Source organism: Tenacibaculum sp. 190130A14a (assembly GCF_964048965.1).
In the GTDB taxonomy this organism is placed as follows: domain Bacteria; phylum Bacteroidota; class Bacteroidia; order Flavobacteriales; family Flavobacteriaceae; genus Polaribacter; species Polaribacter polynesiense.
The window spans coordinates 3,338,702-3,354,812 of the sequence record NZ_OZ040189.1 but is presented as its reverse complement, the minus strand read 5'-3'; the positions used below and the strand labels follow the sequence as shown (position 1 = coordinate 3,354,812).

The 16,111-nt window shown below is 31.8% G+C and carries 15 protein-coding genes; 2 read left to right on the top strand and 13 right to left on the bottom strand.

The annotated features are described in order from the left end of the window. Positions 1–25: 25 nt before the first annotated feature. A complete protein-coding gene (locus ABNT22_RS15585) occupies positions 26–2,533 on the bottom strand; it encodes a zinc-dependent metalloprotease (RefSeq protein ID WP_348717749.1) in 2,508 nt (835 codons plus the stop codon). 145 nt (positions 2,534–2,678) lie between these two features. Between ABNT22_RS15585 and ABNT22_RS15580 the strand changes: the two genes are divergently transcribed. Beyond that, a complete protein-coding gene (locus tag ABNT22_RS15580; RefSeq protein WP_348717750.1) occupies positions 2,679–3,422 on the top strand; it encodes a DJ-1/PfpI family protein in 744 nt (247 codons plus the stop codon). A gap of 19 nt (positions 3,423–3,441) precedes the next feature. On the opposite strand, the gene ABNT22_RS15575 is transcribed toward ABNT22_RS15580, so the two are convergent. Then, on the bottom strand, positions 3,442–4,002 hold the full coding sequence (locus tag ABNT22_RS15575; RefSeq protein ID WP_348717751.1) for a hypothetical protein: 561 nt from the start codon (positions 4,000–4,002) through the stop codon (positions 3,442–3,444). Between the two features lie 101 nt (positions 4,003–4,103). After that, positions 4,104–5,960, bottom strand: a complete 1,857-nt coding sequence (locus ABNT22_RS15570; protein WP_348717752.1) for a peptidase M61 — start codon at positions 5,958–5,960, stop codon at positions 4,104–4,106. A 122-nt stretch (positions 5,961–6,082) separates the two neighbouring features. Between ABNT22_RS15570 and ABNT22_RS15565 the strand changes: the two genes are divergently transcribed. After that, entirely contained in the window at positions 6,083–8,032 is a 1,950-nt protein-coding gene (locus ABNT22_RS15565; RefSeq protein ID WP_348717753.1) for a YgiQ family radical SAM protein, read from the top strand. Positions 8,033–8,075: 43 nt separating this feature from the next. On the opposite strand, the gene ABNT22_RS15560 is transcribed toward ABNT22_RS15565, so the two are convergent. From ABNT22_RS15560 to ABNT22_RS15515, 10 genes are all read right to left on the bottom strand, one after another. After that, positions 8,076–9,551 (bottom strand): nicotinate phosphoribosyltransferase, encoded by a 1,476-nt coding sequence (locus ABNT22_RS15560; RefSeq protein ID WP_348717754.1) that lies wholly within the window; start codon positions 9,549–9,551, stop codon positions 8,076–8,078. A gap of 76 nt (positions 9,552–9,627) precedes the next feature. Then, the gene (locus ABNT22_RS15555; RefSeq protein WP_348717755.1) at positions 9,628–10,668 is read right to left on the bottom strand and encodes a hypothetical protein; all 1,041 of its coding nucleotides are present in this window, start codon (positions 10,666–10,668) and stop codon (positions 9,628–9,630) included. Further along, entirely contained in the window at positions 10,655–11,293 is a 639-nt protein-coding gene (locus ABNT22_RS15550; protein WP_348717756.1) for a hypothetical protein, read from the bottom strand. Before ABNT22_RS15550 ends, ABNT22_RS15555 begins: the two co-directional genes overlap by 14 nt. A gap of 10 nt (positions 11,294–11,303) precedes the next feature. Further along, positions 11,304–11,852, bottom strand: a complete 549-nt coding sequence (locus ABNT22_RS15545) for an NADAR family protein (RefSeq protein WP_348717757.1) — start codon at positions 11,850–11,852, stop codon at positions 11,304–11,306. Between the two features lie 56 nt (positions 11,853–11,908). Then, positions 11,909–12,634, bottom strand: coding sequence for a metallophosphoesterase family protein (locus tag ABNT22_RS15540; RefSeq protein ID WP_348717758.1), 726 nt, complete (start codon positions 12,632–12,634; stop codon positions 11,909–11,911). After that, complete coding sequence (locus ABNT22_RS15535) at positions 12,631–13,455, bottom strand: SIR2 family NAD-dependent protein deacylase (protein ID WP_348717759.1); 825 nt, start codon at positions 13,453–13,455, stop codon at positions 12,631–12,633. The genes ABNT22_RS15540 and ABNT22_RS15535 overlap by 4 nt, the downstream gene beginning before the upstream one ends. Positions 13,456–13,479: 24 nt before the next feature. Then, entirely contained in the window at positions 13,480–14,025 is a 546-nt protein-coding gene (locus ABNT22_RS15530; RefSeq protein WP_348717760.1) for an RNA 2'-phosphotransferase, read from the bottom strand. A gap of 11 nt (positions 14,026–14,036) precedes the next feature. Continuing rightward, positions 14,037–14,510, bottom strand: coding sequence for a macro domain-containing protein (locus ABNT22_RS15525; protein ID WP_348717761.1), 474 nt, complete (start codon positions 14,508–14,510; stop codon positions 14,037–14,039). Next, a complete protein-coding gene (locus ABNT22_RS15520; RefSeq protein WP_348717762.1) occupies positions 14,503–15,468 on the bottom strand; it encodes an ADP-ribosylglycohydrolase family protein in 966 nt (321 codons plus the stop codon). The genes ABNT22_RS15525 and ABNT22_RS15520 overlap by 8 nt, the downstream gene beginning before the upstream one ends. Beyond that, positions 15,458–16,111: a DUF4291 domain-containing protein gene (locus ABNT22_RS15515; RefSeq protein WP_348717763.1), complete on the bottom strand. Its 654-nt coding sequence runs from the start codon at positions 16,109–16,111 to the stop codon at positions 15,458–15,460. The genes ABNT22_RS15520 and ABNT22_RS15515 overlap by 11 nt, the downstream gene beginning before the upstream one ends.

The window sequence follows — 16,111 nt, the reverse complement described above, 5'->3', positions numbered from 1 at the left end:
AATTAGATCTCTTTTATATATTTAATTATTTCGGATTTAAAATAGTATCAATTCTGTCAACTGCATCTTGCAAGTGATAGCGGCTAATGGTATTTCTTGCCGATGGAATACTACGTTTAATATCTCTTTTTAAACGTTTTAATTCTCCTCTCACTACTGGTTTAATATCTGATTGATTTATAGTTACACCTGTTTGTTTAACATAACCTCCGTTGCTAATTGTTTTTTGATCTTTCGCTTTATTTAGTAAAAAATCAAGACGTTCTAAATAAGCTCTTTGTAGATTTCTTCTATAGGTGTCTATCGAACGATTATTATATATTTCATTCCAAACACCCTTACGTAAATCAGACATCATATTTACCAAGGTATATGCTGTATTACCATTTAAGGTTTCGTTTTCAATCATACGGGTCATTCGTCCCGTTTTTAAAATTCGATTCAAAGTTCTTACTTGTAAACGACTAATATCTTCTCCTGAACCAGAGAATTCTGTTTTACTATATATGTTTTTATCAATTAACCAATTAGGTGTTTTGAATAATTGCTCGTTGATAAAACGTAAAGCGTTTCTTTGATGATTTTTATCTACATGTGTATAAACAGCTCCATCTTGATCGGCAGTTTTATAGTTTTCATATACACCTCCAATATTAGAACTTACATGTCCCATGTATCTATTAAATTGTCCAACAAGTTGTCCATACATGGTATTTAATTCATCGTAATTTTCACCTTTTTCAGTGGTCCATTCTTCTAAACGAGGTAAAATGCGCTTTAAATTTTTAATTCCATATTCACTTGCTTTAATAGCATTATCTCCTAAATCTTCTGTTTGAGAACTTGGGTCAATTACATTACGAGCTTGTTGATGTCCGAAACGATACAAAGGATTGTTTGCTTTTTCTGTAATCCATTGATTTAAAGTTGTTTTTTCATCCTTCGCCGAAACATTTAAAATAGGTCTATACCCCCAACTGATAGCGTATTTGTCATACGGACCAATATCTGGCATCAAAGCAACCCCTTTGTCTTCCGGTTGCGCAATATAATTGAATCGAGCATAATCCATAATAGATGGAGCAGTACCAAATTTTTTAGTAAAGGAAGCAGAGCGAAGTGAATCAACTGGATAAGCAACAGAACTACCCATATTATGAGGTAATCCAATTGTATGTCCTACTTCATGGGCTGATACAAAACGAATCAAACGTCCCATAACCTCATCCTTAAATTCGTTACTTCTTGCTTCCGGGTTGATAGCGGCTGTTTGAATAAAGAACCAATTATGAAGTAAAGTCATTACATTATGATACCAGTTAATATCAGATTCTAAAATTTCACCAGAACGAGGATCGCTTACGTGTGGCCCGTTGGCATTAGGAATTGGAGAAGCTAAGTATCTCACAACAGAATATCTTACATCTTCTGGAGACCAATCAGGGTCTTCTTCTTTTGTAGGCGGGTCTTTTGCAATAATGGCATTTTTAAACCCAGCAGCTTCAAAAGCAACTTGCCAATCTTCAATTCCTTGCTTTAAATATTTTCTCCATTTTTTTGGAGTTGCTCTATCTATATAATAAACGATAGGTTTTTTAGGTTCTACTAATTCACCACGTTTAAATTTTTCAATGTCTTCTTCTTTAACCTCTAATCTCCAACGATCTAAATAGGTTACTTTTTTACTTTTTTGAACATCTAAGCCATAATCAGTTTGAGAACTGGTAAACCATCCTACACGTTGATCAAAATACCTACGTTTCATAGGCTTTTCTGGAAGAAGAATCATTGAATTACTAATTTCTAGAGAAACAGAACCAACACTTCTATTTGATGGTGGTTGGTTAGAAGCATATGTTTTTACGTGTCTGATTTCAATATTCTTAGGATAGCTACTTACTCTATCAATATATGAACGCGTACCATCTAACTTTGTTATTTTGTAACGTTTTCTTCTAAATTGAGGAAATCCAATTGCTTTAACGTCTTTTGTAAATAATGGAGTAGCGTCTATTACAGTTGCAGATGAATCTTTACTAAAAGCTTTTATAGGAAAAGAAAATAGGATAGGTTCAAAATTAGAGTTGGTAACAGCCTCATGAACAGGTAAAATACTGTCAGCTACTACTGCATGAGAAACAACTCTTAATAGTATTTTTTTATGTTTTTTCTCCCAACGAAGTACTTGCGTGTTTTGTTTTCCTCCTCCAAAACCAATTCCATTGGCAGTTTTAGCTATCCTTGTAACCATTAACATTTCTTTGCCTAACAAAGAATTCGGAATTTCAAATAAATAGTTCTGTTCTTTTTGATGAACCTTAAACAAACCATCATCTGTTGTATGTTTTTTGGTAACTACCTTTTCGTAAGGTAGAATCTCACCTTTTTTAGGTTTTTTTGATTTTGATGCTGGAGCAGTAGTAGTAGTTTTTTGATTTTTTCTTTTCTTCTTTTTCCTTTGCGCATCTACATTATGAGTAATGACAAAAACAAAAAGAAAAGATAAAATTCTTGTGACTAATTTTATATTCATGATGTTAATTAATTGTGAAATTTGTCGAAATTAGCGAATCATATCTTATAAAATCTTAATTATTTGTTAAACGGAAAGGGAATCATCTTAATAAAAACAGAACTATTATAAAATGAGTATTTTTAAACTTTCTTAAATTTTACTCATGAAAAAAATTACGTTTCTTCTATTTGTTATAGTGTTATCTTCTTGTCTTCAAAAAACAAAAACTAAAATTGAAAAAGAGGATGTCAAAAAAGTGTTTCCTGAATTAAAACCTAATCGATTCAATGTTGCTTTTTTAATAATGGACGGAACTTATAATACTGAGTTAACAGCTCCATTTGATATTTTTCAACATACTATTTTTAGAGATGGGATCAAAGCAATGAATGTTTTTACAGTAGCAGATACAGATGCACCAATTACTACCTTCGAAGGAATGAGGATTTTACCAGATTTTAATTATGTTAAAGACTCTTTACCAAAGATTGATATTTTGGTAGTTCCCTCTGCAGAACATCATTTGGATACAGATTTAGAAAATGAGCAATTAATTCAATTTGTACAAAAAGTTGATGAAGAAGCACAATTTGTTACTTCTCATTGTGATGGTGCTTTTGTACTGGCAAAAGCAGGAGTTTTAAATGAAAAAGTTTCTACAACTTTTCCTTCAGATATAGATAAGATGCGTGCTAAATTTCCTGAATTAGATATCAGGAAAGATGTGTTATTTGTGCATGATGGTAAATATATTACTTCAGCAGGAGGAGCAAAATCATTCGAGGCGGCGTTGTACTTATGTGAGTTTTTATATGGGGAGGAAATAACACAGTCTTTAGCCGGAGGTTTGGTGATAAATTGGGATTTGGAAAAAGTACCACATTTAATCATAAATAAAGAAGAGTAAAAACTCTTCTTTATTACGTTTATTGAACATAGTTCATGTTTGAGGTTAATTTCTTAAAATCTCCCTCTTTTATTATAGAACGAACCTTTCTCATTCCTTTTTGAAAAGATTTGTTCTGTTTTCTCATCTGCTTTTTTAATTCGTTTTGAGTAAATGTTTTTGAATCTTTTTTGTTCAGTAATTTATTAATTCTTTTGATTTGCTTTTCATTTTCAAAATCGACAATTTTAAATTTAGCTGAAGCAGAAAATGCTCCCATAGCTGCATTTGTTTCCACTAAATATATTTTATTGACTTCTAAGTTAGCTTCTAAAACATCAATGTTTTCTGCTTTAATCCAAAAATAGGTTTTACCAGGATCACATTCATATCTTAAATAGTTTACGCCATTAAATTTACCTAGATAAACATCTTTGTTAAAATATCTCATATTCATGAGTGCTCCCAAAGATGTTGTTCTTAAAAAATAAATTACAGCTTTTCCTTCTGAAGGAGGTGTGATTTTTTCACTTTTTATCTGAGAAAAAGAAGAAATACTACCAAAGAATAAGGCTACAATAATTAAAATAGATTTTTTCATGCACTTTGATTTTTAGATTGAGTATCAAAAATAAAAAAAATCATCTTAAAAGGAAAAGCCCTCAAAAAGAGGGCTTTCAGTTGAGTGATTAGAAAGTAATATTAACTTTTTAACCAAGAATTTCTTAATTTATTTTGAGTTTCATTTGCGGCATTGTCAATGGTTAAACTTGTAGCTTCTGAAGTAGGTTGCACATAGTTACCACCTAACTTTAAAATTTTTCCATCTCTAGTAACCTCTAAACTAATAGTATCTCCAGTTTTCCATTGCATTGTTTTACCAATAATAGGTCTGATGTTTTCTAAAGATACTTTTTCTCCATTTACCGACTCTAAAATATCTCCTGCTTTTACCCCTAAATTTGTTAATCCAGAGTTGGTTTTTTTAGTAAAGAATATTTTCTTGTCTTTGTTTACTGATATAAATGGACGTCCTTTTTTATCAATGAAATAAGTTGAGTTTTCTGTAGTAGTTTGATTTTTTACTCCAACCTTATTAAAATATTTTGAGTACGCTATCGGAGTAGCCCCTTGTACATGAGTAGCAAAGAATTCACCTACTTTAGGATTGGTCATTTTAATAATTTCGTCAATGATTTCATCGTCTTTAAAAGGTTTATTTTTTCCATACTTATTAGATAAGTCTTTCATTAAGTTCCTTAGGCCATAAGTTCCGTTACTTTCTTCTCTTAAAATGATATCGATACACATCCCAATTAAAGCACCTTTCATATATACATTTGAATAGTTAGGAGCATATTTCTCATCTAAGATGTTTTTACTCATTTCAGTAAAAGACATATCATCTTTAAAACGTTTAGAGGTTGCAATTTTACCATTCATATTATTAATGAATTCCTGCTCTGAAATTAATCCTTGATTTACCTGGAATAAGTGTGCAAAATATTCTGTAATTCCTTCATACATCCATAAATGTTTGGACATATTTGGTTGATTGAAATTGAAATTATGGATCTCTTCTGAATGAACTGAAAGAGGAGTTACAATGTGAAAGAATTCATGAGAAACAACATGATTGATCATATTATCTACTAATTGCTCTTTTGGTAAAGACTCTGGGTATACTACCGTTGTTGAGGTATTGTGTTCTAAAGCTCCATAGATGTCAAACTTATAGGTTTTATCATCAAACAGATATACTAAAATGTTGTACTCTTTTGTGGTATCAAATCCTTTTAAGAAGTTAGATTGTGCTTGCATCATTTTTTGTAATGGTGCCTTAAAATCCTCGGCTTTATGAACTCCGTTTGGAGAATAAATAACTAAAGAAACATCAATTCCATCTACATTAAAACTAATTGTGTTTGCAGGAGCATACATAATTGGGCTATCAGAAATTTCATCATAACGTGCTGCATGGAAAACATCTTCTGTTTTGTTAGCATTATTCTTGTTTTTATTAATTAATGAAGTAGTTTCAATTAAGTTTTCAGGGTGCTGTACTTTAATACTGTATGGAGATTCTTTTTTACCTTTAAAATACCCAATAAATCCAGGTAGGTTCAAAATAAAGTTTTTACCCTCTTCAATATTTGTACCTGCCATAACATAAATACCATGTTTAACTTCAGAGTCAAAAGTATCATCTACTTGGTAAGATAGTTTGTCCATTTGAGAAGCATTTTCTATTTGCCAAGAATTTGTGTCAAGCTTTTTTACAACTAATTCATTCCCTTTATAATCAAAAGCTTTAAAATTAGAAATGAATTGTCCATAATTACTCATTTTATAAGTTCCTGGAACAATTGCAGGAATTTGATAAGTAATGGTTGCTTGTTTTATTTTTTGTGGATTGACTTCGACGGTAACTTTATCGTCTATTACGTTTTCTAAATCAATAGTCGTCTCTATTAATGAAGTACTGTTGTTTAAGTTTTTAGTAGATGAACAACTGGCAATGAAGGCCAATGTAGCCATTCCTAATATTAATTTTTTCATTAGATGTATTTAGTTTGATTGATTTGTATAGAGTAAAGAAGAATTGTTACAGTAAATGTTACGCGTTTAACAAAAATTTAAGACGCCATCAATAAATTAAAACATCGTACCTTTGCAGCGGCATGAGAATTAGACGACTTTCAGATTGGTTACCTACGACAAACAAGGAGGTGAAGTTAAGAGGATGGGATGAATTAGATGTAATCCTATTCAGTGGAGATGCATATGTAGATCATCCAGCATTTGGTCCTGCAGTAATTGGACGTATATTAGAGAGTTATGGTTTGCGCGTAGCAATTGTACCGCAACCAAGTGTGAACGATAATTTGCAAGATTTTACCAAGTTAGGAACTCCACGTTTATTTTTTGGAGTTACAGCAGGTTGTATGGACTCCATGGTAAGTAACTATACTGCAAGTAAACGTCGAAGAGATAAAGACGCATATACTCCAAATGGAGATAAAGGTTTTAGACCAGATTACGCGACTACTGTATACACGAAGATTTTAAAAGAAAAATTCCCTGATGTTCCTGTATTAATTGGAGGAATCGAGGCTTCGTTACGTCGTGTAACACATTACGATTATTGGTCGGATAAATTGATGCCTTCAATTTTAGAAACTTCCGGAGCCGATATGTTGGTTTACGGAATGGGAGAACAGCCGTTACGTGAAGTTGTGGAACTTTTACAAAAAGGAGTTCCGTTTTCTAGTTTAAAAACCATCAAACAAACAGCTGTTTTATTAGAAGAAGGAGAGAAGGTACCTAAGAATAAGAATTGGCAAGATGTTGAGATTTCTTCTCATGAAGTTTGTTTAAGAGATAAGAAGGCGTATGCTTCTAACTTTAAAGTAATAGAGCAAGAGTCTAATAAATTATATGCTCGAAGAATTTTTCAAGGTGTAGGAGATAAGAAGTTAATGATCAATCCACCATATCCAACTATGACAGAAAAGGAGATTGATGGTTCTTTTGATTTGCCCTACACAAGAATGCCGCATCCAAAGTATAATAAGAGAGGAGCCATTCCTGCTTATGAAATGATTAAGTTCTCGGTAAATATTCACAGAGGATGTTTTGGTGGATGTAGTTTTTGTACAATTTCAGCGCATCAAGGAAAGTTTATAGCAAGTAGAAGTCAGGAATCTGTTTTAAAGGAGGTGGATGAATTGACAAAGATGGATGATTTTAAAGGGTATCTATCTGATATTGGAGGACCATCAGCAAATATGTATCAAATGAAAGGAAAGGTACAGGCTATTTGCGACAAGTGTGTTGCACCCTCTTGTATTTCTCCTGTGATATGTAGTAATTTAGATACTTCGCATAAGCCATTAACAGAGTTATATCAGGCAGTTGATAAACATCCGAAGATTAAAAAATCATTTATCGGTAGTGGAATTCGGCATGATATGTTAGTGCCAGAATTCAATAAAAATGCGGACCCTAAAGAATTAGATGCATATACTGAAGAGGTAATGACAAAGCACGTTTCTGGTCGTTTAAAGGTAGCTCCAGAGCATACTTCAGATCCTGTGCTAAAATTAATGCGTAAACCATCGTTTACATATTTTCATAAGTTTAAGGAGCGTTTTGATAAGATTAATAAGCGTAAGAAGTTAAATCTTCAGTTAATACCATACTTTATTTCTAGTCATCCTGCTTGTGAGCCAGAGGATATGGCAAATTTAGCTGCAGAAACAAAGGATATGGGGTTCCAGTTAGAGCAGGTACAAGATTTTACGCCGACACCAATGACAGTTGCTACTGTAATTTACTATAGTGGTTATCATCCATATACGTTAAAAGAAGTAAATACTCCAAAAACGAAAAAAGAGAAGTTAGATCAACATAAATTCTTCTTTTGGTATAAGAAAGAAAATAGAAAGTGGATTAAAGACACCCTTACAAAGGTTGGACGTAGTGATTTATTACAAAAGCTATTGCCGCCAGATAATTCTTGGAGAAAGAATAAGCCAGGAAAAACAAAGAATACTTTTAACGATGCAGTTACCTATAAAGAGAAACCATCGAGAAGAAAGAATAAAGGTTTTAAGAAAAAAAGACGATAATAGAGAAATAAAAAAGGTTGGATTTTTAATCCAACCTTTCTTTTTATAATGCAATAGGCTCTATAATAGTATTTTTTACTCGTTGGCGGATATCACTTAATTTTTCATTAATTAATAATTCTCCATTACGAAAAACTTCTCGAAGTTCACCTTGTTGTTCTTCTTCCCAATTAACTTGATCTTGTAGTTGATATTCTCCATTTTCAAGAGTGATTTTTAGTAATCCTTTAGCTGATTTTTTAGTTCCATCATCGGTAATAGGATCTTTAAAAATATCTCTTCCAATACCGTCTACTTCTCCATAAGTAGCTTTCATCGCAAAACCAAACGTATCGCGAGTATTGTATTGATAGGTAAAAGAACCTATTCCCAAGACTACATTGGTAGAAGCGAAACCGTTTTGTTTTAGGCGTTCACAAATTTGTGTAGCTCTTTCAATGGTAATGCTGTCTCCATAAATAGCACCAATATGAGGATCTAATTCTTTATACCCTTTTTCATTGGTGGTTCCTCCAAAAGTTTCCCAAAGAAGTTGTATCACTCCTTTTTGTTCAACGACAGTGCTTGCATTAGGGTTTCCACAAATGATGTCTACAGGATCTCCACTATCAGGTCGAATCACTACTTTTCCGTCACGTGCTAATACTTCTTCTTTTAAGTTAGGTAAGTATTCAGTTAATACTTTCCATAAATCCCATGTGTCAGAAACGATAGAAACAATTCCGTTCGGATAAACATCGGTAATCAATCGTTTAAAAGTTTCGTGTTCCCCACTATTGGTTCCCATACACATTACAGAGTGTTCTGTAGCGGCAACAGAACCACCCACTAATTCAAGATCAGAATTGGCATTGTAGTATTTTTCTAAAAAGTCAATTGCAGGAATGGTATCGGTACCTGTAAAACTCAATAAGTGTCCTGCTGCACTTAATTCTGCAGCTTCCAAGCCTGCCATTCCTCTCATAGAAAAGTCATGCCCTTGCCAGTCTACAAACTCTGGAGTAGAAGAGGTTTCTTCTGCGTATTGATCTAATATTTTTCTGTATTGTTTTGCAATGGTAGCAGAGTTACATGGTAACCAAACGGTAGTGGATAATAAAGTTTCAAAATAGTTGGTTAACCAAAAGAATTCTGGTAAGGTGTTGTACATGGTAAACATTGGTACTCGAATTGGTACTTCAACTCCTTCAGGTAAAGCTTTAATAGCCATTGGAATGTATCCTAAATCATGAAGTGCTTCAATATGTTGAATGCCTACTTGATTTTGCCCTAAATAATTATTGATTCGTCTGCTGTATTGTTTACAAATTTCTTCTTTGGGTTTGTTAAAGAAGTTTGTTTCAAATTCTTCAATAATGTATTTTTTAATGAAGTATTGTAGTCCGAAGAATACAACTTTTTCAATTCCATTAATTCTACTTTTTCTAGGGGTCCAGTTTGAATATACTAAGGTAGTTTGATTAGGATATTGTCTTCTGTGATCTACTTTATAACCGTCTGTATATAATAATGGATTCATAGTGTAATAATTTAATTTGCGTCAAAAATACGCAAATTAAATTTAACTAGCAAAATTTTCCTTTTTAAAAGATGTTTTAAAAGTCTATTGGGAAATCTAATTCGATTAAACCTTCTCCATTTAAACGTTTATTACCTCTGGTTAAAACTTCCAATTTCAAGTACCATAAGATCTCAAAATCGTTGTTGTTAATTGAAATAGGAAGTGATTTGGTTGGGAGTTCTGATTTAAAGGAATGTAAGTTTGTAGAAGTAACTTTGGTTATTGGCCCTTCATAAAAGTTTTTTGTTACCGTAGAACGACTGCTGCCATTATCATAGGTTACTTTCTCTTTTGCAATGAGTTGACAGTTTATATGTTGTATCATTCTAGTTCTTTTTTTAAACCTTAAACTTGTTTGGTAGAAGCTGTCATCTATTGTTGTTAATTTATAATCGATTTTGCCTATGGCAAGAGAAGGTTTGATCTTGTAAAAGTAAACTACTCCTAATAGTATAATATATATTGACAAAGATGTATACCATACTTCCAACATATCTATTGTTGAATATATAAAGAGACTAAGAATTGTTACAATAACAAAACCAAAGAATAAAATAGATATTGCTTTTTTAATACCAGGCTTAATACTTCCTGAAGTTTTCTTAAATTTATACGGAGTATCCCCTTTTATAACTAAAACTGGAGTCTCATCATAAAAATCTGGAGAAACAAGACCTTTTAGATACCCTCCTAACTTAAAATCAGATAGTTTTTCTTTTCTTAATAGTTTTTCACTTTCCTTTTTAATATCAACTTTTGTGGTTAATAAGATCGATTGTGTCATGTTTTTACCAATGAAAGAAACATTAAAAGCAGGGTTGAATGAAAACTTAGATGAAATGGTTTGACCTCTAGAAATTTTTGGATAATCGTTTATGAAATAGTAATCCAATGTAATTTCATCCGTTTCTCCTTTTCCTTGATGTTTTAGAGATAGTTTAATTTCAATTGTTTCAAGGTCTAAATGAATAGGACTGTTGTTTTTTACAAATATTTCACCTGTAATAGGTTGGTTTACTTGAAATTCATTTTCATCAAGCACAATTTTAATATCTACAAAGTTAGTATAGCTCATATAGTTCTTTATTGGGGTTTAAGAAAAAATCATATAAACATGTTTGAATTGCTCTTAAATTGTTACCATAGGTTGCTAGTAATCTTTTAAGGTATTCGTCTTTAATTTTTATAGATTCTTTGTCAGAATCTAAACATGCCAATTGAATTCTTTGCTGTACAATTTTTTTTATAAGGTTTATATCTATTTCTAGTTTGTTGAAATTTACTTTTTCATATAATTTTCTTCTCGAAAAATACGGAATTTTATGAGAGTAGTGAGAACCAATAATTAGTTTGTGTTGATTTTTAAATAGTTGCAGTTTATTTTGAATAGAAAGCAATTGAAAAGAGTCTATGATAAGAATACCTGGTACTACTTGTACATATTCGGGCTTTTTCTTCTTTAATTTAACAAAAGTAGCATTGGGCAAGTAGTTGGAATAAAGTGATTGCAAGAGTGTTGATTTTCCTCTCCCTTTTTTACCATAAAATTCAACAAAACAAGAACTACTAGTGGTTATTTTTAAAGCTAGATCTTTAAGATTCATTCGCTCTTCTGTTACCGCTAGTAGTTCTTGATCATTTAAATATGAAAAAGGATTGTATTTTAAGTTTAGTTTAGAGTAATGATTGATATCAAGCATAGAGTTTAGCCTAATTATTTAATTGATCTCTAACTTCCATCAATACATAGCCTAAAAGATTGTGTCCTCTCCATAAATTTGGATTCATTGCTTTTTCATTTGATTGTCCCATGCCAATCCCCCAAATTCTATCTCTTGGACTGGCCTCTACAATAATTCGACCTTTTGTGTTTACTAGGTATTCTTTTAAAGTTTCGTTTTGAGAGAATTTTGCATAGTTCGCTTCTAAAACAATATTAAACTTATGTTCGTTCCATAATTCGGGTGTGAAGTTCTTTACCTTTCGTCCTAATTTTTTAGCATCGTGAGGATGCGTTGCAATAAGAATTTTTTGTAATATTTCTTCATCTTTAAATAAGCGAGCTTTTCTTGCCATCATATAATGCTCTGCAGTAGGGTAGGTGATTCCATCAATTTCAAATGAAGCTTCCCACCATTGACTAAAACAACTTTTGCCTATGCTTCCATCTTTATTAGGTTGATGTCCCCAAAAGAATAAGAATTTTAAAGTTTCATTATTATTAAAGCGTTCTATTATTTTTTCGTTAGTGTATTTCATAGTGTTATTTTTATAAAAAGATTGCGTCGTTCGTTTACCCTTCTTCGCAATGATGTTTAGTTTCTTCCTTTTTCTTTAGGATATAAATCTTTCAAAGGTTCACTTTGCCAATACTCTTTGGTATCAATATCCATAATGGTTAAGGCTCCAGTAAATGCAGCTCCAGTATCTAAGTTCCAAATATTTATGGCATTTATGGGTTGCTTACTATTATATCGTATTGTTGGAGTATGTCCAATATAAATTTCTTGATAATGTTTTAATCGATTAGGATATAATTCTGAATTCTTTTCAATTCTTTTGTCCATAGTGAGGGCCATTTCCCAAAGAGTTCTGTCGAAATAATAATTCAATTTGAAAGTTTCTTTTTCTACACCATGCATAGAAGTAAATCCTGCATGGATAAATAAACGATTTTCAGAATCGATATGGTAAGGTTTCATTTCTTTGAAAAAATCCAAATGTTCTTGTTTTTCTTCTTCTGAAAAATCCATGTAACTATCTTTAGTTTCATTACCTCCATTAATTTCCCAAACAACTTCTCCTTTTCCAGTCCTCAACCAGTCTTCACACCATATATCATGGTTTCCTTTGATAAAAATACAATGATGTGTTCTGTTTAGGTTGATGAGGTAGTCTATTACTTGAGCAGATTCGCTCCAACCATCAACATAATCTCCTAAAAAGATCAAAGTATCTTCAGTAGTTACCTTCGCCTTTTTTAAAATTTGTGGAAGTGCTTTTAAACCTCCATGTATATCTCCAATTACAAATGTTTTCATTGTATTAGTTTTAAAAGTTCCATAAGAAAAGAGTTTATATCATTTCTTACTGAGTGGAAATGTTTTTTTGAAGAGAACTTTCTTGTAAAGTTATTGTCTTCTAGATTAACATCAATCACATGACCACCATATTTTAATGTTTGTTCGACAAGACCAATAGGTAGGTTGGTTGCTCCTGAAGTACCAAGTACTATCAGTAAACTAGAGTTTTTTGCTACTTTTAATGAGGAGTGAAGTTTAAAGTTTCTTTCGTTATAATATTCATCAAACCAAAGAATGTTAGGTCTAGTGTCTTCACCGCATTTAGGACATTTTAGGAGCTCTTTTTCATCATAAGTTAAATCCTCATCTAATTTCTTTAAAGAAACTTCAGAAGGGATTTTATAGACTTCCTTGGAACATTCTTCAGCACATCGCATTTCACGTAAATTACCATGAATTTCATATAAGTTCCTAGTTCCAGCTCTTTGATGTAGGTTATCAATATTCTGTGTAATGCAATAAAATCTATCATCAAGTTTCTGCTCAATTTCAACTAATAACTTATGATTTTTATTTGGGTTGGCATCATGAAACATTTTTTTTCTAAAGAAAGTATATTGCCAAACTTGATCAATGTTTTTTGAAAAATGTTCAAAAGTACCAAAAGACTCAGGCTTGTAAAATGTACTACCTTTTATCCAGATTCCATCTTTTCCTCTGTATGTTGGGATACCACTTTCAGCGGAAATTCCTGCGCCAGTTAAAAATGTTATTTTGTTTTTTTTGAGGTTTTTATTGCTTATCTTATTTGAAACAATTTCTATTAGTTCTTTTTTCATAGGTTTATTGTTTTTGAGTAAATTTTAAAACTCAATATATTTAGTAGGTACTTGATCGGTTAACCAAACCCCATTTTCAGATTGAAAAAAAGGATGTTTCTCTCTATACATTTCTCCAGTACGAATTGTTAAGATTATTGGTTTTCCTCTTCTACTAGCCACTTTTATAGCAGTTTCTTTATCTGCACTTAAATGAACATGTTGTCTGCTCATTTTTTGTAAACCTTTTTCTTTTATGGATGATATAAATTTGGCTACAGTACCATGATATAAAAAAGTAGGAGGCTCTTTTATTTCTGTAAGTACTTCTACATTTTTAAGCGAGTGTCCTTGATTGGCCCTAATTTTAGTTTTGTCTTCGTTGAAAGCGAAGCGTTGTTTGTCATTGGTTTTTACAACAAACTCTAAATCTTCCATAGAAAACCAAGTTCCGGATTTTTTTGATTTAGAAATCAATTCCTCTACAAATGCCCATCCGTTTTTATCTAACGTTAAGCCAATTTTATCAGGTTGATGTCTTAATAGTAAGCTTAAAAACTTACTGATTCTTTTTGTTTCTTTTTCATTCATAATTATATTTCTTATTCAAAATCATACACTGTGGTACGAATTTGATGTGTTATTAGTTCTTTTGTAATTAGGGGTTCTATTTTATCCCAAGTTCCACCAGCTAAGCCACAGCCAATTCTTGGCATATGTACCGAAGCATTTAATTCTTTTGCTTTCTGACTAACTTTTTTCAAGCCGTCTTGAATTGCTTTATATCGAATAGGCGGATTTCCTTGTTTGTCTTTCCTAATTTTATGTTGACCAATTACATTGGCAATCCATAAATCTTTTTCAACTTGCACAAATTGAACAGCTCCTAGTTCAAAACCAACTTGGGAAGTATGCCATTTTCGATATTCTTGTTCTGGAGCTTTCCATCGTTTAGAAAGTGCCATAACAAACCCTTTTCCCCAACCGCCAATATTATTACAAACATGTACGATAATTTTATTACCGTTTCCTGTTGGCTGTGTTGCATCTCCCTTTATATATTGTATGTTATTCATAACCGTATTTTTTAGCAAATTGTTCGCTTAATTCAAAAATGTCATTTATCCTTGCTAAACAATCAATCCAATCATTTGGAATATTATCTAATCCATAATGCATTCCTGCAATAGCACCGACTACAGTAGCTGTTGTATCTGTGTCATCACCTAAATTAACAGCTTTTAAAACAGCTTCACTATAACTAGAAGTATTTAATAAACACCATAAAGAGGCTTCTAAAGTATACATTACATAACCTCCTGAACTAATTTCTTCTTCTTTTAAGTTTTTTAAATTTAGTTGTAAAACTTTTTTAAAATGTTTTTGTTCATATGCTGATATCTTCCTTTTTTCAAAGAATGCTAAAACATCTTGAACCATATTTTTATGAGAGTCCTCAATAGAACTACCTTGTAATATGTATTCTGCAAGTTTTAAATAAATCAAACATGCAATGGCTGATCGAATATGTGGATGAGTCAAAGAGGAAACATGCCATATAATATCAAATTGTTCAATAATATCTTTGTCTTTGATATAGAATAGCAAAGGAATTATTCTCATTAAAGAACCATTACCATTTGTGTATTCATCACCAGAGTATTTTAGAAGCTCTAAATCTTTGTATTCTTTTTTCTTTAGTATACCAATTAATTGATAAATAGCACTTCTAGTTTGTATTCCAATATCAAAAACAGATCCATGAGGAGTCCAAATTTGTCCTCGCATCCATTGTACAAACTTTTGAGAGATATCCACTAAATCATAGCCCTTACATAAGCTGTCAGCTAAACAAAAAGTTAAGGAACTATCATCAGACCAAGTACCTTGGGGTTGATGATGTGTTCCAAAGGCTCTCATATCTGTTACTGGATTATTTTTTAATGCTGCTCTGCTCATGAATTCTACTGGAACTCCTAGAGCATCAGCAACTGCTAGTCCAATAAATGTGGATGTGATTACATTATTTTTCATAGTTATTATTTTCAAGCATTAATCTTTTATTTACACTAGTATCAAATGATAGATATGGTTTTTCTTCAGGAATGATTAACTTATCTAGATCTTTATTTAAAACATATTGATATTGTTCTTGAACAAAATCAGAAATATCCTCAATTTCAATAATATCTTCTCTAGCATATTGAACAATTTCCTCATTTCTAATACCTATTTGAATAGCTCTTCTCTCTAGCTTTGCTCCATATGGATCATGATCTGGATCCCATTGTAATCTGATAGATGAGTTTTTTACTTCTTCTTGCCAAAGCTCCCAACTCCCATATAAATCTTCTTTGAAACTAGAGTAGACAGCTTTATTTAGGTAACGTTCAAACGCTTCTCTTTTTATATGGATAGCTAATACTACTTCCTGACCTTCTTTTGTTCCCCAACCATTACGATACATCATCCATAAAAAGTTAGGTTTAATCCAGGTCATACGAGTATATTTAAAAGGGCCACCAAAGTACTGGTTTTTCATAGCAAAATTCCCAATAGCTGGACGATACGATTGATATACAATCACTTTTTCTTTATCATATTGCGCCATTATATGGTGTCCCTTTTCTGGCCATTTTTTTAGTTGTTCTTTATATAGCGTTGTTTTTAGTTTCAT